Source organism: Polaromonas sp. CF318 (assembly GCF_000282655.1).
Classification (GTDB): Bacteria; Pseudomonadota; Gammaproteobacteria; order Burkholderiales; family Burkholderiaceae_C; genus Polaromonas.
The window spans coordinates 37,323-55,223 of the sequence record NZ_AKIV01000038.1; the positions used below are offsets into that span (position 1 = coordinate 37,323).

Genomic DNA, 17,901 nt, shown 5'->3' on the forward strand with positions numbered 1-17,901 from the left:
TGTTAGCCCTGGAGCGTGTTGAGTTCGTCGACGTTGATGCTGGACTTGTTGCGGAACAGCAGCACCAGGATGGCCAGGCCGATGGCCGATTCGGCCGCGGCGACGGTCAGGATGAAGAACACAAAAACCTGGCCAGCCATGTCGTTCAGGTAATACGAGAAGGCCACAAAGTTCATGTTGACCGCCAGCAGCATGAGCTCGATGGCCATGAGCAGAACGATCAGGTTTTTGCGGTTCAGGAAGATGCCGATGACCGACAGCGCGAACAGCATCGCGCCCAGCGAAAGAAAGTGTCCGAGGGTGAGCGTCATGGTTTCTTTTCCTCGGCGGGTGCGGCGGCAGCGGCCACAACCGGTGCGGGCATCACGGATTTCATCTTGACTAGGCTGACACGGTCAGAGCGCTTGACCCGGATCTGCTCCGACGGGTTCTGGTATTTGGAGTCCTTGCGCGCGCGCAAGGTCAGCGCGATGGCGGCAATGATGGCCACCAGCAGGATGACCGCGGCAACTTCCAGCGGATACAGGTATTCGGAGTACAGCAGCTTGCCGAGCTCCTTGGTATTGGAAAGCTGGGCGCCTATCTGGCCCGCGCCGGCCGCGACCTTGGGTGGCTCACGAAAGCCGCCCATCAGCACGTAAGACATTTCCAGCGCGATGATGGCGCCGACGGAGCCGGCCAGCGGGAAATGCTTCCAGAAGCCCTTGCGCACGCTGTCGATGTTGATGTCCAGCATCATCACGACGAACAGGAAGAGCACCATCACGGCGCCCACATAGACCAGCACCAGCGTGATGGCCAGGAACTCGGCTTTGAGCAGGATCCAGACGGCGGACGCCTGGAAGAATGCCAGCACGAGGTACAGCGCCGCATGCACCGGGTTGCGCGCGGTAATCACCTTGAATGCCGCAAACAGCAGCACCGCGGCGAAAACATAAAAAAGACCTGTTTTAGCGTCCATGTTGTTGTGGATTCTTTCTTGAGCCAGCGGCCTGGGGTTCAGCGGTACTTGGCATCCGCCGCGCGGTTGGCGGCAATTTCGGACTCATAACGGTCGCCCACGGCCAGCAGCATCTCTTTGGTGAAATACAGGTCACCGCGCTTTTCGCCGTGGTATTCAAAGATGTGGGTCTCAACGATGGAGTCGACCGGGCAGCTTTCTTCGCAAAAACCGCAGAAGATGCATTTGGTCAGGTCGATGTCGTAGCGCGAGGTACGGCGGCTGCCGTCTTCACGCACGTCGGACTCGATGGTGATGGCCATGGCCGGGCACACCGCTTCGCAGAGCTTGCAGGCGATGCAGCGCTCTTCGCCGTTGTCATAACGGCGCAGCGCATGCAGTCCGCGAAAACGCGGGCTCAGCGGGGTCTTTTCCTCGGGGAACTGGACCGTGATCTTGCGGCTGAACATGTACTTGCCGGTCAGGGCCATGCCCTTGAACAGCTCGGTGAGCATGAAGCTCGAAACAAAATCCTTGACGGAAGCTACAGCGGAAGACATGGTTCTATTTCCAGATGTTGTAGGAGGTCTGCATCCAGGCACCGACCACCACCAGCCAGACCAGGGTCACGGGAATGAAGATCTTCCAGCCCAGACGCATGATCTGGTCGTAACGAAAGCGCGGGAAGGTGGCGCGCACCCACAGGAACATGGTGACCACGACAAAGGTCTTGGCGCCCAGCCAGATCCAGCCCGGGACCCAGCCCAGCACTGCATTGAACAGAGGGAAGTCGAATGGCGGCAACCAGCCGCCCAGGAACATCAGCACGGCCAGGATGGCGACCAGCCACATGTTCGCGTATTCGGCCAGGAAAAACATCGCGAAGGCCATGCCCGAGTATTCGACCATGTGGCCGGCCACGATTTCAGATTCGCCTTCGACGACGTCAAAGGGGTGGCGGTTGGTCTCGGCCAGGCCGGAGATGAAGTACACGACAAAGATCGGCAACAGCGGCAGCCAGTTCCAGGACAGGAAGGTCCAGCCGCTGCTTGCCAGCATGCCCTTGCCCTGGCTCATGACGATGTCGGTCATGTTGAGGCTGCCCGTCACCATGAGCACCACCACCAGGCAGAAACCCATGGCGATTTCATAACTCACCATTTGCGCCGAGGCACGCATGGCGCCCAGGAAAGCGTATTTGGAGTTGGAGGCCCAGCCCGCGATGATCACGCCATAAACTTCCAGCGAGGTGATGGCCATGAGGAACAGCAGGCCCGCGTTGATGTTGGCCAGCGCGATCTCGGGCCCAAAGGGAATGACGGCCCAGGCGGCCAGGGCCGGCATGATGGTCATGATGGGGCCCAGCACGAACAGGCCCTTGCTGGCCGCCGTGGGGATGATGATTTCCTTGGTCAGCAGCTTGAGCGCATCGGCGATCGGCTGCAGCAGGCCGAAAGGCCCGACGCGGTTGGGGCCCAGGCGGATCTGGGTAAAGCCGATGGCCTTGCGCTCCCACAAGGTCAGGTAAGCCACCAGTCCCATCAGCGGCGCCAGCACGCAGACGATCTTGATGAGGGTCCACAGCACGGGCCACACGGTGCCCGGCCAGATGCCGCCCATCAAACCCTGGCCGAAGGCGAAGATTCCGTCAATCATGCGCCTGCTCCTTCAAGCTGGGCTTCGAGGCCGGCGGCTTGGCGGGCATCGGCCGTGAGCTGCAACGAGGTCGCGCGCCTGACCAGCCCGTCGAGCTGGTAAATGCTGGCCACGGCAGGCGCCTGGGCGGCAGCTACCGACAGGTCGATACCTGCCTGGGTGCCGTTGCCCAGCTTGTCCGCGGGCAGCTGCGCCGCATCGGCACCGGCGACCCGCTTGAGCACGTCTTGCGAGGATTCAAAATCAAAGCCGGGCAAGTCCAGCAGGTTGGCAAGCACGCGCAGCACCTTCCAGGCCGGGCGCGTATCGCCCAGCGGCTTGACGACGGCGTGAAAGCCCTGCACGCGGCCTTCGGCGTTCACAAAGGTGCCGGAGGTTTCGGTGAAAGGAGCGATGGGCAGCAGCACGTCGCTGAAAGCCATGTTGGCCTTGAAGGGGCTCAGCGTCACAACCATTTGCGCGGTGTTGAGCGAGGACTTGGCCCTGGCGCCCGCGGCCGAATCAAACTCGGGTTCATTGTTGAGCAGGATCACGGCCTTGAGCTGGCCGTCCAGCATCTGGCCGGCATGCAGGCCCTTGCCGGCGGGCACAGCGCCGGCAAGCTGGGCACCCACGGTGTTGGCCGCTTCGGTGAGGTAGCCCACGCTGGCGCCGGTCTGCGAGCCAATCCAGTTGGCCAGCGCCAGCAGGCTGGAGGCCTTGGCATGGTGAGCCGCGGCATTGCCCAGCAAAATGGCTTTGCGCTCGCCGCCCAGCAGGGACTTGGCGATGGCCTTGGCGGCATCGGTGGCCTGCCCGGCTGCCGGCGCCGTGACGCCCTTGTCGGCGGCAATCGCTGCGGCCACATCGGCCAGGGACTGGGCCCAGGCTTCGGGTGCTGCCAGCAGCGTGTTGGCGACGGGCATGGCCCAGGCGTCGGCGTTTGCCAGTTCGGTCGCGGAATTGATGGTGCTCAGCGCCCCACCCTTGCGCACGGCCTGGCGTATGCGTTGTGCGAACAGCGGATGGTCCTTGCGCAGGTTGGAACCCACCACCAGAACGCGCTGCAGTTGCGACAGCGAAGCGATGGAAGTGCCCAGCCAGCGTATGGCCGAAGGTGCGGCGAACTCGGCGTTGCGCAGGCGGTAGTCGATGTTCTCGCTGCCCAGGCCGCGCATCAGCGATGCGGCCAGGTAGAGTTCTTCGAGCGTGCTGTGCGGGCTGGCCAGGGTGCCAATGCTGGCGGCGCCGTGGTCGGCCTTGATCTGCTTGAGGCCGTTGGCCACGTATTCGAGCGCGGTCTGCCAGTCGACGGTTTTCCACTCGCCGCCCTGCTTGAGCATGGGGCTGGTCAGGCGTTCGTCGCCGTTGAGCGCTTCATACGAAAAACGGTCGCGGTCGGCGATCCAGCATTCGTTGATGTCTTCGTTCTCCAGGGGCACGACGCGCATGACCTTGTTGCTCTTGACCTGAACGATCAGGTTGGCGCCGGTCGAGTCGTGCGGGCTGACCGACTTGCGGCGCGACAGTTCCCAGGTGCGGGCGCTGTAGCGGAAAGGCTTGCTGGTCAGCGCGCCGACCGGGCAGATGTCGATCATGTTGCCGGACAGTTCGGAATCCACCGACATGCCGACGAAGGTTTCGATCTCGGCATGCTCGCCGCGGTGCGACATGCCGAGCTCCATCACGCCGGCCACTTCCTGGCCGAAGCGCACGCAGCGCGTGCAATGGATGCAGCGGCTCATCTCCTGCATGGAGATCAGCGGGCCGACGTCCTTGTGGAAGACCACGCGCTTTTCTTCTTCGTAGCGCGATTCGCTGCCGCCGTAGCCGACGGCCAGGTCCTGCAGCTGGCACTCGCCGCCCTGGTCGCAGATCGGGCAATCCAGCGGGTGGTTGATCAGCAGGAACTCCATCACGCCCTTCTGGGCCTTGATGGCTTTGTCGTTCTTGGTGCGCACAATCATGCCCTGGGTGACGGGCGTGGCGCAGGCCGGCATGGGCTTGGGCGCTTTTTCCACATCGACGAGGCACATGCGGCAGTTGGCGGCAATGCTGAGTTTCTTGTGATAGCAGAAGTGCGGAATGTAGGTGCCGGCTTTTTCGGCCGCATGCATCACCGTGCTGCCTTCAAGCACTTCCACCTTCTGGCCGTCGAGTTCTATTTCAACCATATTTTTTTCTTTCCGCGGTTCAGGCTTGCGCGGCAGCCGAAACCGGAGCGTGGGAGACTTGTGGCTTGATCATGGCTTCAAACTCATGGCGAAAATGCTTGATCATGGCGCGCACCGGCATGGCGGCCGCATCGCCCAGCGCGCAGATGGTGCGGCCCTGGATGTTGTCGGCCACCGAGTTGAGCAGGTCCATGTCGGTCTGCTTGCCGTGGCCGTTGTGGATGCGGTCCACGACGCGCCAGAGCCAGCCCGTGCCTTCGCGGCAAGGCGTGCACTGGCCGCAGGATTCATGCATGTAGAAGTAGGACAAGCGCTTGAGCGACTCGACCATGCAACGGCTGTCATCCATCACGATCACCGCACCCGAACCCAGCATGGAGCCGGCCTTGGCGATGGAGTCGTAGTCCATGGTGCATTCCATCATGATGGAAGCCGGCAGCACGGGGGCCGACGACCCACCAGGGATCACGGCCTTGAGCGTGCGGCCCTTGCGCACACCGCCGGCGAGTTCCAGCAGCTTGGAGAACGGCGTACCCATGGGCACTTCATAGTTGCCCGGCAGTTCGACGTCGCCCGAGACCGAATAAATCTTGGTGCCGCCGTTGTTGGGCTTGCCGCATTCGAGGTAGGCCTGGCCGCCGTTGCGGATGATCCAGGGCACGGCCGCGAAGGTCTCGGTGTTGTTGATGGTGGTGGGCTTGCCGTAGAGGCCGAAGCTGGCCGGGAACGGCGGCTTGAAGCGCGGCTGGCCCTTTTTGCCTTCGAGCGACTCGAGCAGCGCGGTTTCTTCGCCGCAGATGTAAGCGCCGAAGCCGTGCGAGGCATGGAGCTGGAAGCTGAAGCCGCTACCGAAGATGTTGTTGCCCAGCAGGCCGGCGGCGCGCGCCTCTTCGAGCGCTTCTTCAAAGCGCTGGTAGGTCGCGAAAATTTCGCCGTGGATGTAGTTGTAGCCCACGCTGATGCCCATGGCATAGGCGGCGATCGCCATGCCTTCGATCACGCTGTGCGGGTTGTACTGCATGATGTCGCGGTCTTTGCAGGTGCCCGGCTCGCCCTCGTCCGAGTTGCAGACCAGGTATTTCTGGCCCGGGAACTGGCGCGGCATGAAGCTCCACTTGAGCCCGGTCGGGAAACCCGCGCCGCCGCGGCCGCGCAGGCTGCCGGCCTTGACCTCGGCAATGACCTGGTCGGGCGTCATGCCCTCGCCGCCGTCCTGCTTGAGGATCTTGCGCAAGGCCTGGTAGCCGCCGCGGGCTTCGTAGTCCTTCAGGCGCCAGTTGCTGCCGTTGAGGTCGGCCAGGATTTGCGGGTTGATGTGCCGGCCATGGAAGCAGGTCTGCACGCCGGTGGCCGCGAACTGGGACAGCACGCTTTGCGCGGCTGCGCTGTTGGGAGACAGGGGAGCGAGCGTCATGGTTGCTTTGCCTCGGCGGATTTGAGACCTTCGATGAGCTGGTCCAGCTTTTCGTTGCTCATGAAACTGCACATGGTGAGGTCGTTGACCAGCATCACCGGCGAATCCGCGCAGGCGCCCAGGCATTCGGATTGCTGCAGCGTGAACAGGCCGTCGGCGCTGGTCTCGCCCATGGCAATGCCCAGCTTGTGCTCCAGGTGCTTGAGCGCCTTGGCGCCGTCGCGCAACTGGCATGGCAGGTTGGTGCAGACGTTGAGCTTGTACTTGCCAACGGGACGCTGGTTGTACATGTTGTAGAAGGTGGTGACTTCGTGCACGGCGATGGGCGCCATGCCGAGGTATTCGGCCACGGCTTTTTCGCTCTCGGCGCTCACGTAGCCGTGCTCTTCCTGCAGGATGGCCAGACAGGCCATGACGGCCGACTGTTTCTGGTCCGCGGGGTATTTGGCGACTTCGCGGTCGAAGCGCGCTCTGGTTTGTTCAGAAATCATGGGGACTACCGGTCAATTTCACCGAACACAATATCCATGGTGCCGATCACGGCGACGGCGTCGGCGATCATGTGGCCGCGCGACATTTCGTCCATGGCCGCGAGGTGCGGGAAACCCGGCGGACGGATCTTCAGGCGATAGGGCTTGTTGGCGCCGTCGCTGACGATGTAGATGCCGAACTCGCCCTTGGGGTGCTCGACCGCCGCATAAGCTTCGCCTTCGGGCACGTGGAAGCCTTCGGTGAAGAGCTTGAAGTGGTGGATCAGCTCTTCCATGTTGGTCTTCATGGATTCGCGGTCCGGCGCGGCGACCTTGTGGTTGCTGGTGATCACGGGGCCGGGATTCACGCGCAGCCAGTCCACGCACTGCTTGATGATGCGGTTGGACTGGCGCATCTCTTCGACGCGGACCAGGTAGCGGTCGTAGCAGTCGCCGGTTTTGCCGACCGGGATATCGAAGTCCATCTTGTCGTAGACATCGTAGGGCTGCTGCTTGCGCAGGTCCCAGGCAAAACCCGAACCCCTGAGCATGGGGCCGGTGAAGCCGAGGTTGAGGGCGCGCTCGGGCGAGACGACGCCCACGCCGACGGTGCGCTGCTTCCAGATGCGGTTATCGGTCAGCAGGGTTTCGTATTCGTCGACGTAGCCCGGGAATTTGTTGGAGAAGTCCTCGATGAAATCGAGCAGCGAGCCCTGGCGGTTCTCGTTGAGCGCCGCGATGGCTTTTGCGTTCTTGACCTTGCTGACGCGGTACTGCGGCATGCTCTCGGGCAGGTCGCGGTAGACGCCGCCCGGGCGGAAGTAGGCCGCGTGCATGCGCGCGCCGGAGACGGCCTCGTACATGTCGAACAGGGCCTCGCGCTCGCGGAAGCAGTAAATCAGGATATTCATCGCGCCACAGTCGAAACCGTGCGCGCCCAGCCACAGCAGGTGGTTGAGCAGGCGCGTGATTTCGGCGTACATCACGCGGATGTACTGCGCGCGCACCGGCACGTCGACGCCGAGCAGCTTCTCGATGGCCAGGCAATAGGCGTGCTCGTTGGACATCATGGAGACATAGTCCAGCCGGTCCATGTAGGGCAGCGACTGGATGTAGGTCTTGCTCTCGGCGAGCTTTTCGGTCGCGCGGTGCAGCAGGCCGATGTGCGGGTCAGCGCGCTGTATCACTTCGCCGTCAAGCTCGAGCACCAGGCGAAGCACACCGTGCGCCGCGGGGTGCTGGGGTCCAAAGTTGAGCGTGTAGTTTTTGATTTCAGCCATGTGGGGTTCTCTTGCCTGCGCCGCTTACTGCAGGCCGCCGTAGTTGTCTTCGCGGATCACACGCGGCGTGATCTCACGCGGCTCTATGGTGACCGGCTGGTAAATCACGCGCTTTTGCTCAGGGTCGTAGCGCATCTCCACATGGCCCGAAGTCGGGAAGTCCTTGCGGAAAGGATGGCCGATGAAACCGTAGTCGGTCAGGATGCGGCGCAGGTCGTTGTGGCCTTCAAAGATGATGCCGTAGAGATCGAAGGCCTCGCGCTCGAACCAGTTGGCCGAGTTCCAGATGCCGTTGAGCGAATCCACCACGGGGAAATCGTCGTCGGGGCAAAACACCTTGAGGCGCACGCGCTGGTTGAGGCTGACCGACAGCAGGTGCGACACCACGCAGTAGCGCAGGCCGTCGTGCTGGCCGTCCCTGTATTCGGAATAGTCGACGCCGCACAGGTCGATCAGCTGCTCGAATCGGCAGCCGGGCGCATCGCGCAACTGGGTTGCGGCCGCCAGGTAGTCGGCGGCGGAGACTGTGAGGGTGATTTCTCCGAGCGCGGTCTTCAGGCTTTTGACCTTGTCGCCGAGGACGGCGTGAATCGTTTCGGCGAGCTGCTCCATGGACACGGGGGAAGAGGACATGCTTTATGCCCTCGCAATCGTGTTGGTGCGGCGGATTTTCTGCTGCAGCTGGATGATGCCGTACATCAGCGCTTCGGCCGTGGGCGGGCAGCCCGGCACGTAAACGTCCACCGGCACGATGCGGTCGCAGCCGCGAACCACGGAATAGCTGTAGTGGTAGTAGCCGCCGCCGTTGGCGCACGAGCCCATGGACAGCACCCAGCGCGGCTCGGACATCTGGTCGTAGACCTTGCGCAAGGCCGGCCCCATCTTGTTGCACAGCGTGCCGGCCACGATCATCAGGTCGGACTGGCGCGGGCTGGGGCGGAACAACATGCCGAAGCGGTCAAGGTCGTAGCGCGCCGCGCCCGCATGCATCATTTCGACGGCGCAGCAAGCCAGGCCGAACGTCATGGGCCAGAGCGAGCCCGTCTTGGCCCAGTTCACCACCGAGTCATAGCTCGTGGTCATGAAGCCTTCGTTGAAAACACCTTCAAGTGACATACCCGTACCTTTGTGGCGAGATTCGCCCTAGCCCCAGAGAACCCTCGGGATTTTTAGCTTCTTATTCCCAGTCCAGCGCACCCTTTTTCCACTCGTAGACGAAGCCCACGACCAGAATGCCCAGGAAAATCATGACCGACCAGAAACCGACGGGACCGATTTCCTTGAGCGCCACGGCCCAGGGAAAGAGGAAGGCGATTTCGAGGTCAAACAGAATGAAGAGGATGGCGACCAGGTAGTAGCGCACATCGAATTTCATGCGGGCATCTTCGAAAGCCTCGAAGCCGCATTCGTAAGGGGAATTTTTTTCGCTGTCGGGGCGCACGGGGCCCAACAAACGACCCAGGACCTGGGGCACCACGCCGACACCCACACCAACCAGAATGAACAGGAGAACAGGGAGGTATTGATCGAGGTTCATCGTGGATTCAACTTCTGAAAAGCCACCTGCGCGGTTTGTTTCAGCTTGCCGTTTGAGCCGACAGCACCGCCGGAGCGCTGCTGCCGATGCTTGTCAATCTGGTGCGGACGGCGAGACTCGAACTCGCACACCTTTCGGCACTACCCCCTCAAGATAGCGTGTCTACCAATTTCACCACGTCCGCGGTATTTAACTGACTGGATGGCATGAGGAAACCTTGCGGTTTTGGGCTTTCCAGACAGTCTCAGAGTTTACCCTGAAATACCACCTCTCCCGACGAGAGGCGGCAGCAAAATCACGTTATTTCGTCGGGATTTGCGCGGCACCCGATGCGGCGGGCGCAGGCGGCGCGGGAACCGCGGCGCTGCCGCTCGCGGGTGCCGTGGTCGCGGGGATTTGAGCCGCACCGGAAGCCGCACCGGCAGGGGCCGGTGCCGTCACGGCGGCGCCTTCCAGAACGCTGGAACCGCTGCGCGGCAGCGAGCTGCCGCCGAAGTAAGCGAGCAGCAAGGTGCACGCAAAAAACAGCGCGGCGAGAACACCCGTTGTGCGCGACAGGAAGTTGGCGCTGCCGCTGGCGCCGAACAGGCTACCCGAGCCGCCGCTGCCGAACGCCGCGCCCATGTCGGCGCCCTTGCCGTGCTGCACCAGGATCAGGCCTATCATGCCGAGCGCCGAGAGCATTTGCACAGCGAGGACAATGGTCAATACAACGTTCATATCTACTCCTAAATTAATAGCGTTCTGCGCTCGTTATTTGCGGGCTGCAGCAATAATGGTCAAGAAATCGGGGGCTTTGAGCGAGGCGCCGCCAATCAGGCCGCCGTCAATGTCGGGCTGGGCCAGCAGCGCTGCCGCATTGGCGGCGTTCATGCTGCCGCCATACAGGATTTTCACACGCGCGAACTGGTCGGTGGCGGCCTTCAGTTGGGCACGCAGCACCGCGTGCACGGCCTGGGCTTCTTCTGGCGAAGCCGTCTTGCCGGTGCCTATGGCCCATACGGGTTCATAGGCCACGACGATTTCGCTGATGCAGTGGCCGTTGGTGTGGATTACCGCGGCCAGCTGGCGCTTGACGACTTCTTCGGTGTGGCCGGCCTCGCGCTCGGCCAGGGTCTCGCCCACGCAGACGATGGGCGTGATACCCGATGCCAGCGCGGCCTTGGCCTTGTCGGCCACCAGCGCGTCGCTTTCGCCGTGGTATTGGCGGCGCTCCGAGTGGCCGACGATGGCAAAACGGCAACCGAAATCCTTGAGCATGGCGGCACTCACCTCGCCCGTGTAAGCGCCCGAGGCCTGCGCCGAGACATCCTGCGCGCCGAGCTCGATGGCCGCGAGGCCGGCTTGCGCGGAGCGCATGGCCTGCACCTGCCCCAGGTAGGGCGCGGGAACACAAACGGCGACCTCGCAAGCCGGCGCGCGGTCCAGGCCCTGCGCCAGCGCGTCCAGCAAGGCCGCATTGGCCGCCAGGCTGCCATTCATCTTCCAGTTTCCTGCAATGAGTTTTTTCATCTTTGGCCTACCAGGTCAACACAATTTTGCCGATATGCGAATTCGACTCCATCAGCGCATGGGCCTTGGCCGCATCGGCCGCGGCAAAGGTGCTGTGGATCACCGGCTTGACGGCGCCGCGGGCCATCAACGGCCAGACTTTTTCCTTCAGCGCTTTTGCAATCGCCGCCTTGAACTCGACGGAACGCGGACGCAAGGTCGAGCCGGTGATAGTCAGGCGCTTTCGCAGCACCAGGCCGGCATTGATCTCGGCCTTGATGCCGCCCTGCACCGCGATGATGGCGAGGCGGCCGTCCTCGGCCAGGCATTCAAGCTCACGCGCGACATAGCTGCCGGCCACCATGTCCAGAATGACGTTGACGCCCTGCCCGTTCGTGAGCCGCTTCACCTCTTCGACGAAGTCTCTGCTCTTGTAGTTGATGGCGTGGTCCGCCCCCAGGGCAACGCAGGCCGCGCATTTGTCGTCGCTGCCGGCCGTGACCAGCACGGTGGCGCCCAGGGCCTTGGCGACCTGGATGGCCGTCACGCCTATGCCGCTGGAGCCGCCCTGAACCAGCAGGGTTTCACCAGGCTGCAGGCGGGCGCGATCGAACACATTGCTCCAGACCGTGAAGAAGGTCTCGGGCAGCGAAGCCGCCTCGATGTCGCTGAGGCCCTCGGGCACCGGCAGGCATTGCCCGACGGGCGCGATGCACAGCTCGGCATAACCGCCGCCGGCGACCAGCGCGCAGACGCGGTCGCCGGGCTTGAGCCCCGCCGCGGCCATGGCCTTGGCGTCACCGGAGACGATCACGCCGGCAACTTCAAGGCCCGGGATATCGGAGGCCCCCGGTGGCACCGGGTAGTGGCCCATGCGCTGCAGCACGTCAGGACGGTTCACGCCGCTGGCGTTCACGCGGATCACCACCTCGCCCGGGCCGTCGACGGGTGCCGGGCGCGCGCCCAGACGCAACACCTCGGGCCCGCCGTAGGAGGTAATTTCAACAGCTTTCATGGGGTATGCAATTCGTTTGCACCGCCGGCGCCCGGCATCCGGGCGCAAGCGGCGCAACATCCATGGCCGGTGCGGATCAGCCCCGGTCCTGGTCCTGGGCCGGACGGTCCAGCAAAGCCTTCATCGACAGCTTGACGCGGCCTTTTTCGTCGGTCTCAAGAACCTTGACCTTGACGATCTGGCCTTCGCTCAGGTAATCGGTGACCTTCTCGACGCGCTCGTGGGCGATCTGGCTGATGTGCAGCAGGCCGTCCTTGCCGGGCAGCAGGTTGATCAGCGCGCCGAAGTCCAGGATCTTGGTGACCGGGCCTTCGTAGACCTTGCCGATTTCGACTTCAGCGGTGATCTCGGCGATGCGGCGCTTGGCCTCATCGGCCTTGGCGCTGTCGTTCGAGGCTATGGTGATGGTGCCGTCTTCCTCGATGTTGATCTGCGTGCCGGTTTCTTCGGTCAGCGCGCGGATGACGGCGCCGCCCTTGCCGATCACGTCGCGGATCTTCTCGGGGTTGATCTTCATGACGTAGAGGCGGGGCGCGAAGTCGGAGACTTCGGCCTTGGCCTCGCCCATGGCTTCCTGCATCTTGCCCAGGATGTGCATGCGGGCTTCCTTGGCCTGGGCCAGCGCAACCTGCATGATTTCCTTGGTGATGCCCTGGATCTTGATGTCCATCTGCAGCGCGGTGATACCGAAGGTGGTACCGGCAACCTTGAAGTCCATGTCGCCCAGGTGATCTTCGTCACCCAGGATGTCGGTCAGCACGGCGAAGCGGTTGTCTTCCTTGATCAGGCCCATGGCGATGCCGGCCACGTGGGCCTTCATCGGAACGCCCGCGTCCATCAGCGAGAGGCAGCCGCCGCAGACCGAAGCCATCGACGACGAGCCATTGGACTCGGTGATTTCAGACACCACGCGCATGGTGTAGGGGAATTCTTCCTTGGTAGGCAGAACCGCGACCAGCGCGCGCTTGGCCAGGCGGCCGTGGCCGATTTCGCGGCGTTTCGGACTGCCGACACGGCCGGTTTCGCCGGTGGCGAACGGAGGCATGTTGTAGTGCAGCATGAACCGGTCTTCGTAGTCGCCGGACAGCGCGTCGATACGCTGCGCGTCGCGCTCGGTGCCCAGCGTGGTCACGACCAGCGCCTGGGTTTCACCACGCGTGAACAGGGCCGAGCCGTGGGTGCGGGGCAGCACGCTGTTGCGGATTTCAATGGCACGCACGGTGCGGGTGTCGCGGCCATCGATGCGGGGCTCGCCGGCCAGAATCTGGCTGCGCACGATCTTGGCTTCGATGTCGAACAGCATGCCTTCCACGGCGACGCTGTCGAACTCCACGCCGTCGGCCTTGAGCGCGGCCATCACGTCCGAGGTCACCACGCGGCAGGCCTGCGTACGCGCCTGCTTGGCACGGATCTGGTAAGCGGCCTGCAGCTTGGCGCCGGCCAGCTCGTTGACCTTGGCGATCAGCGGCTCGTTCTTGGCGGGGGCTTGCCAGTCCCAGACCGGCTTGCCGGCATCGCGCACGAGTTCGTGGATGGCATTGATCGCGATATTGCCCTGCTCATGGCCGAACACCACGGCGCCCAGCATGATTTCTTCGGACAGTTGCTGGGCTTCGGACTCGACCATCAGCACGGCGGCTTCGGTGCCGGCCACGACGAGGTCCATCTTCGAATCCTTGAGCTGCGTCTTGCCGGGGTTCAGCACGTACTGGCCGTCAATGTAGGCCACGCGCGCGGCGCCTATGGGGCCGTTGAAGGGGATCCCGGAAATCGACAGGGCGGCGCTCGAGGCGATCAGCGCGGGGATGTCGCCTTCGACTTCAGGGTTCAGCGACAGCACGTGGATCACGACCTGCACTTCATTGAAGAAGCCTTCGGGGAAGAGCGGACGGATGGGGCGGTCGATCAGGCGGGAGGTCAGCGTTTCGAATTCGCTGGGGCGGCCTTCGCGCTTGAAGAAGCTGCCGGGAATGCGGCCGGCGGCATAGGTTTTTTCGAGGTAATCGACGGTCAGGGGGAAGAAATCCTGGCCGGGCTTGGCATCGGACTTGGCAACCACGGTGGCCAGCACCACGGTGCCGTCCATGTCGACGACGACGGCGCCGCTGGACTGGCGGGCGATTTCGCCGGTCTCCATCGTGACCTTGTGCTGGCCCCATTGGAAGGACTTGGTGACTTTGTTGAAAATGCTCATGTTCTTATCTCCACTAAATTCACACGCTTGAGGCAGCGCGGGAGGCCCGGAGCGGCGGCTGGCTGAACACGATGCCATTCCACAAAATGCCTGGGGTCAGCGGCCTGCCCAGGGCTTTTTTTGTGGAATGACACAGCGCGTGCTCGTTTTGCCTTGCTCCGAAGTAAAAAGCGCCTGAGCTAGTGAACTAACTCAGGCGCTTTCAAATCGTTGTTACCGATTACTTGCGCAGGCCAAGCTTGGCGATCAGCGCGGTGTAACGGTCGGCGTCTTTGGACTTCAGGTAGTCCAGCAGCTTGCGGCGGCGGCTCACCATGCGCAGCAGGCCGCGGCGGCCGTGGTGATCCTTGGCGTTGGCCTTGAAATGGGGGGTCAGTTCGTTGATGCGGCCGGTCAGCAGCGCCACTTGAACTTCAGGGCTGCCGGTGTCGCCGGCGGCACGTGCGTTGGCCTGGACGATTTCGGCCTTGACGGATTTTGCAATCATGTTTTCTCTTTCCTGCACCGAGGTGCGCTTGCGAGCGAAGCAGCGTTCCCGACATGGGAGATGGATAAACCGCTTTCGTCGTGTTCCGGCATGAAAAAGGCCCGAAAAAGGCCTGAAACTGCGCAGAGCCTTGGATTATAGCCTGAAGACTGGGAACTGGTTCTAGAGCCAGCGCCGTAGCCGCTCCACCCCCTGCCCCAGCCTGGCCACGTCCTGGCTGGCGAAACACCAGCGCAGCCAGCCCTGGGCCTCGGGCCCGGGATTGACCATGAAGGCGTTGCCCGGCGCCAGGCCCAGGCCGGCCTCCACGACCAGGCGCTTGGCCGTTTCCAGCGAGTCGCCAAAGCGCCCAGGGGTTGCGGGGTCTTGCAGCCGGAAAAAGGCGTACATGCCCCCTTTGGCCGGCGCCAGCTGCACGCCGGGCACGGCCTGCAGCAGGGGAACCAGGGTGTCGCGACAGGTTTTCAGGTGGGCCACCACCCGCGGCGTGATGTCGGCCGTGCGTTCAATGGCCACCAGGCCGGCCCGCTGCACGAACACCGGCGCGCAGGAGGTGTTGAATTCCACCAGCTTGCCCATGTGCGGCGTCATCGCGGCCGGCATCACCAGCCAGCCCAGGCGCCAGCCGGTCATCAGAAAGCTCTTGGAAAAGCTGTGGACCACGACCAGCCGGTCTTCGGGCGCCGCGATATCCAGGAAACTGGGCGCACAGCCATTGGGCGTGGGTTCGTAATACAGCCGTTCATACACCTCGTCGGCCAGTATCCAGGTCCCGGTTTGGCGGCAATGCGCCAGGATGGCTTCCTGCTCGGCGCGCGCCAGGGTCCAGCCAGTGGGATTGTTGGGCGCATTGACGATCAGCAGCCTGGTTTTGGGCGTGATGGCGGCCAGCAGCTCGGTCATGTCGAGTTTCCATTCGCCCGCCACAGGCTTGAGGCTCACGCATTGAACCCGGGCCCCCATGATGGCGGGCTGGGCCGTCAGGTTGGGCCAGACCGGCGTCACGGCCACCACGTCGTCGCCCGCGTCCACCAGCGCCTGCACGGCCAGCATCAGGGCATTGACGCCGCCCGAGGTGACGGCAATGCGCTCCGCCGTGATAGGCGCGGCGCCCGGGCAACGCAGGTCCGTGGCATAGCCGGCAATCGCCTCGCGCAGTTCTGGCAGACCCAGGTTGTGCGCATAAAAAGTCTCGCCCTGCTGCAGCGAGGCGGCGGCGGCGTCGCGGATAAAGGCCGGCGTGACCTCGTCGCTTTCGCCGAACCAGAACTTGAGCACGTCGCTGCGCCCCATGCCGGCATTGGCGACCTGGCGGATCATGGATTCTTCAAGGTTTAAAACAGCCTGTCTCAGAGTCATGGGAATGTTCGATCTGCCTGTCGGCGTCCGTCAAAAAAAGCAAAGAAATTGAAGCTCAGGGCCGGACCATCTTGCAGCTGCTCGGCTGCTCGGCCCGATCGGGCGAGATGGTCTTGATGACACGAAAGCCGTAGCCCGAGCCCTCCACGTCGAACTTCACGCCGGGCGAACCCTGCTTGCCCATCAGCGCCACCAGCAGCGGCTGCTGGAACTGGTGATCCTGCGCGCGCATCGCGCCCTGGTGGCCCGCGAAAGTGACGGTGCTGCGCTCAAGCTGCGCCGCCAGCGCGCCGGCCTCGGCGCTGCCGGCTTTGTCAAGGCTCTGGGCCAGGGCTTCGACCATGAGCTGCATGCGCATGTGCACATAGTCGTCCTGCGGTTTCGGGAAACGCTGGCGGAAGGACTGGTAAAAAGCCTCGGACTGCGCACCCGCCTCGTTGGGGAACCAGTCGGCCACGGCGACCACCTTGCCCACGCCGGCCTCGCCCAGCACGCCCGGCACGCCCAGCGCATTGCCGTAGAAGGTGTAAAACTTGCCCTCGTAGCCCACCTCTCTGGCCGCCTTGATCAGCAAGGTCAGGTCGTTGCCCCAGTTGCCCGTGAGCACCGCCTGCGCACCGCTGGCCTTGATCTTCGCGGCATAGGGGATGAAATCCTTGACGCGGCCCAGCGCGTGCAACTCGTCGCCCACGATCTGCACGTCCGGGCGCTGCGTGCCCAGCTGCTTGCGGGCCTCGCGCAACACCGCCTGGCCGAAGCTGTAGTCCTGGCCTATCAGGTAAATGCTTTTGAGCGCCTTGTCGTCCTTGAGCACGTCCATGAGCGCGGCCATGCGCATGTCGGCGTGCGCGTCGAAGCGAAAGTGCCAGTAGCTGCACTTTTCATTCGTCAGGATAGGGTCGACCGCCGAGTAGTTCAGGAACAGCACGCGCTTTTTCGGCTCGCGCTCGTTGTGCTTGTTGATGGCGTCTATGAGCACCGCCGCGATGGCCGACGAATTGCCCTGCGCGATGATGGTCACGCCGTCGTCGATGGCCGAGCGCAAGGCCGCCAGCGCCTCCTCGTTCTGGCCCTTGCTGTCGTAGCGCTCGACCGCCAGGTTGCGCGGCCCGCCGACCAGCTTGACACCGCCGCGCGCGTTGACGCGCTCGGTGGCCCAGACCAGGTTGCGGAACACCGCTTCGCCGGTGTTGGCGAAGGCGCCCGACAGGCTTTCGATGAGCGCGATACGAACAGGTGCAGGCACCGGCGGCTGGCCGGCCGTCTGCGCGCCGGCCCCCACGGCGGCGCAAAGACATAGGGCCGTGAAAAGGCGTTTCAAGTGTGTGCGCATAAAAAAATAGCTCCCTGTTTTTCGCTGGATCTGGCTTGAATAAACCGGCTGCACACCTAACTGGGGTGCATGCGGCAATCACGGTGAACGCCGCGCAGTGTAAGGGGAAACCGCCCCTTGTTAACCCATCAAGGAACCGCCATGTTTTACTCTCTCGCCCATCGCCCCGCCCGCGCCTTTCATCGCCACTATGCGCCCGTCGTGAGCAACGGCGCCCTGGAAAAATTCCTCAACGACACCTTCTCCTCGCTCTCTGACACCGGCGCCGCCAAGGCCGCCAGTGTGGAAGACCAGGAAAAGGCCTACACCCTGCAACTCGACGTTCCCGGCCTGGCCCGTGAGCACCTGGACATCGGCATCGAAGGTGATGTGGTCCGCGTGGCCAGCAAGGAAGACGCGCCCCGCAAGGTCAAGGCAGCCTGGCGCTTCCCGCTGGAAATCGACACCGCCAACAGCACGGCCAAGCTCGAGAACGGCGTGCTGACCCTGACGTTGGGCAAGAAGGTTCCCGTCAGCAACGTCACGCACCTCGACATTCAATAACTGGGCGGTGCAGGGTTCAGGCAGTACGG

The 17,901-nt window shown here is 63.3% G+C and carries 19 protein-coding genes and 1 tRNA gene; 1 reads left to right on the forward strand and 19 read right to left on the reverse strand.

Annotated features, from left to right (window positions below):
• Window positions 1–2: 2 nt before the first annotated feature.
• The 19 genes from nuoK to PMI15_RS04750 all read right to left on the reverse strand — a co-directional run bounded on the left by nuoK (window position 3) and on the right by PMI15_RS04750 (window position 17,329).
• On the reverse strand, window positions 3–311 hold the full coding sequence (gene nuoK, locus PMI15_RS04660) for an NADH-quinone oxidoreductase subunit NuoK (RefSeq protein ID WP_007864437.1): 309 nt from the start codon (window positions 309–311) through the stop codon (window positions 3–5).
• Window positions 308–961: an NADH-quinone oxidoreductase subunit J gene (locus PMI15_RS04665; protein ID WP_007864438.1), complete on the reverse strand. Its 654-nt coding sequence runs from the start codon at window positions 959–961 to the stop codon at window positions 308–310. The genes nuoK and PMI15_RS04665 overlap by 4 nt, the downstream gene beginning before the upstream one ends.
• Before the next feature lie 38 nt (window positions 962–999).
• On the reverse strand, window positions 1,000–1,500 hold the full coding sequence (gene nuoI, locus PMI15_RS04670; protein ID WP_007864440.1) for an NADH-quinone oxidoreductase subunit NuoI: 501 nt from the start codon (window positions 1,498–1,500) through the stop codon (window positions 1,000–1,002).
• A 4-nt stretch (window positions 1,501–1,504) separates the two neighbouring features.
• A complete protein-coding gene (nuoH, locus tag PMI15_RS04675) occupies window positions 1,505–2,596 on the reverse strand; it encodes an NADH-quinone oxidoreductase subunit NuoH (RefSeq protein WP_007864442.1) in 1,092 nt (363 codons plus the stop codon).
• Complete coding sequence (gene nuoG / locus PMI15_RS04680; RefSeq protein WP_007864444.1) at window positions 2,593–4,749, reverse strand: NADH-quinone oxidoreductase subunit NuoG; 2,157 nt, start codon at window positions 4,747–4,749, stop codon at window positions 2,593–2,595. The genes nuoH and nuoG overlap by 4 nt, the downstream gene beginning before the upstream one ends.
• Before the next feature lie 19 nt (window positions 4,750–4,768).
• Window positions 4,769–6,163 carry an NADH-quinone oxidoreductase subunit NuoF gene (nuoF, locus tag PMI15_RS04685; protein WP_007864447.1) on the reverse strand — a complete coding sequence of 465 codons (1,395 nt, stop codon included), beginning with the start codon at window positions 6,161–6,163 and terminating at the stop codon, window positions 4,769–4,771.
• Window positions 6,160–6,654, reverse strand: coding sequence for an NADH-quinone oxidoreductase subunit NuoE (nuoE, locus tag PMI15_RS04690; RefSeq protein WP_007864453.1), 495 nt, complete (start codon window positions 6,652–6,654; stop codon window positions 6,160–6,162). The genes nuoF and nuoE overlap by 4 nt, the downstream gene beginning before the upstream one ends.
• Before the next feature lie 5 nt (window positions 6,655–6,659).
• Window positions 6,660–7,913 (reverse strand): NADH-quinone oxidoreductase subunit D, encoded by a 1,254-nt coding sequence (locus PMI15_RS04695; protein ID WP_007864466.1) that lies wholly within the window; start codon window positions 7,911–7,913, stop codon window positions 6,660–6,662.
• Window positions 7,914–7,937: 24 nt separating this feature from the next.
• The gene (locus tag PMI15_RS04700) at window positions 7,938–8,546 is read right to left on the reverse strand and encodes an NADH-quinone oxidoreductase subunit C (protein WP_007864468.1); all 609 of its coding nucleotides are present in this window, start codon (window positions 8,544–8,546) and stop codon (window positions 7,938–7,940) included.
• A 3-nt stretch (window positions 8,547–8,549) separates the two neighbouring features.
• Window positions 8,550–9,029, reverse strand: a complete 480-nt coding sequence (locus tag PMI15_RS04705) for an NADH-quinone oxidoreductase subunit B family protein (RefSeq protein WP_007864469.1) — start codon at window positions 9,027–9,029, stop codon at window positions 8,550–8,552.
• A gap of 61 nt (window positions 9,030–9,090) precedes the next feature.
• Window positions 9,091–9,450, reverse strand: coding sequence for an NADH-quinone oxidoreductase subunit A (locus PMI15_RS04710; RefSeq protein ID WP_007864471.1), 360 nt, complete (start codon window positions 9,448–9,450; stop codon window positions 9,091–9,093).
• A gap of 99 nt (window positions 9,451–9,549) precedes the next feature.
• Window positions 9,550–9,634: transfer RNA gene (locus PMI15_RS04715), tRNA-Leu, on the reverse strand.
• Window positions 9,635–9,750: 116 nt separating this feature from the next.
• On the reverse strand, window positions 9,751–10,170 hold the full coding sequence (gene secG, locus PMI15_RS04720) for a preprotein translocase subunit SecG (RefSeq protein ID WP_007864475.1): 420 nt from the start codon (window positions 10,168–10,170) through the stop codon (window positions 9,751–9,753).
• A 33-nt stretch (window positions 10,171–10,203) separates the two neighbouring features.
• Window positions 10,204–10,962: a triose-phosphate isomerase gene (tpiA, locus tag PMI15_RS04725; protein WP_036837511.1), complete on the reverse strand. Its 759-nt coding sequence runs from the start codon at window positions 10,960–10,962 to the stop codon at window positions 10,204–10,206.
• 7 nt (window positions 10,963–10,969) lie between these two features.
• Window positions 10,970–11,956 (reverse strand): NAD(P)H-quinone oxidoreductase, encoded by a 987-nt coding sequence (locus PMI15_RS04730; protein WP_007864482.1) that lies wholly within the window; start codon window positions 11,954–11,956, stop codon window positions 10,970–10,972.
• A 76-nt stretch (window positions 11,957–12,032) separates the two neighbouring features.
• Window positions 12,033–14,150, reverse strand: coding sequence for a polyribonucleotide nucleotidyltransferase (gene pnp, locus PMI15_RS04735; protein ID WP_007864483.1), 2,118 nt, complete (start codon window positions 14,148–14,150; stop codon window positions 12,033–12,035).
• 220 nt (window positions 14,151–14,370) lie between these two features.
• Window positions 14,371–14,637 carry a 30S ribosomal protein S15 gene (gene rpsO, locus PMI15_RS04740; protein WP_007864491.1) on the reverse strand — a complete coding sequence of 89 codons (267 nt, stop codon included), beginning with the start codon at window positions 14,635–14,637 and terminating at the stop codon, window positions 14,371–14,373.
• Window positions 14,638–14,799: 162 nt separating this feature from the next.
• Entirely contained in the window at window positions 14,800–15,996 is a 1,197-nt protein-coding gene (locus PMI15_RS04745; RefSeq protein ID WP_255348953.1) for a pyridoxal phosphate-dependent aminotransferase, read from the reverse strand.
• A gap of 55 nt (window positions 15,997–16,051) precedes the next feature.
• Window positions 16,052–17,329, reverse strand: a complete 1,278-nt coding sequence (locus PMI15_RS04750) for a branched-chain amino acid ABC transporter substrate-binding protein (protein ID WP_007864498.1) — start codon at window positions 17,327–17,329, stop codon at window positions 16,052–16,054.
• A 141-nt stretch (window positions 17,330–17,470) separates the two neighbouring features.
• Between PMI15_RS04750 and PMI15_RS04755 the strand changes: the two genes are divergently transcribed.
• Window positions 17,471–17,872 carry an Hsp20/alpha crystallin family protein gene (locus PMI15_RS04755; RefSeq protein WP_007864500.1) on the forward strand — a complete coding sequence of 134 codons (402 nt, stop codon included), beginning with the start codon at window positions 17,471–17,473 and terminating at the stop codon, window positions 17,870–17,872.
• Window positions 17,873–17,901: the final 29 nt, after the last annotated feature.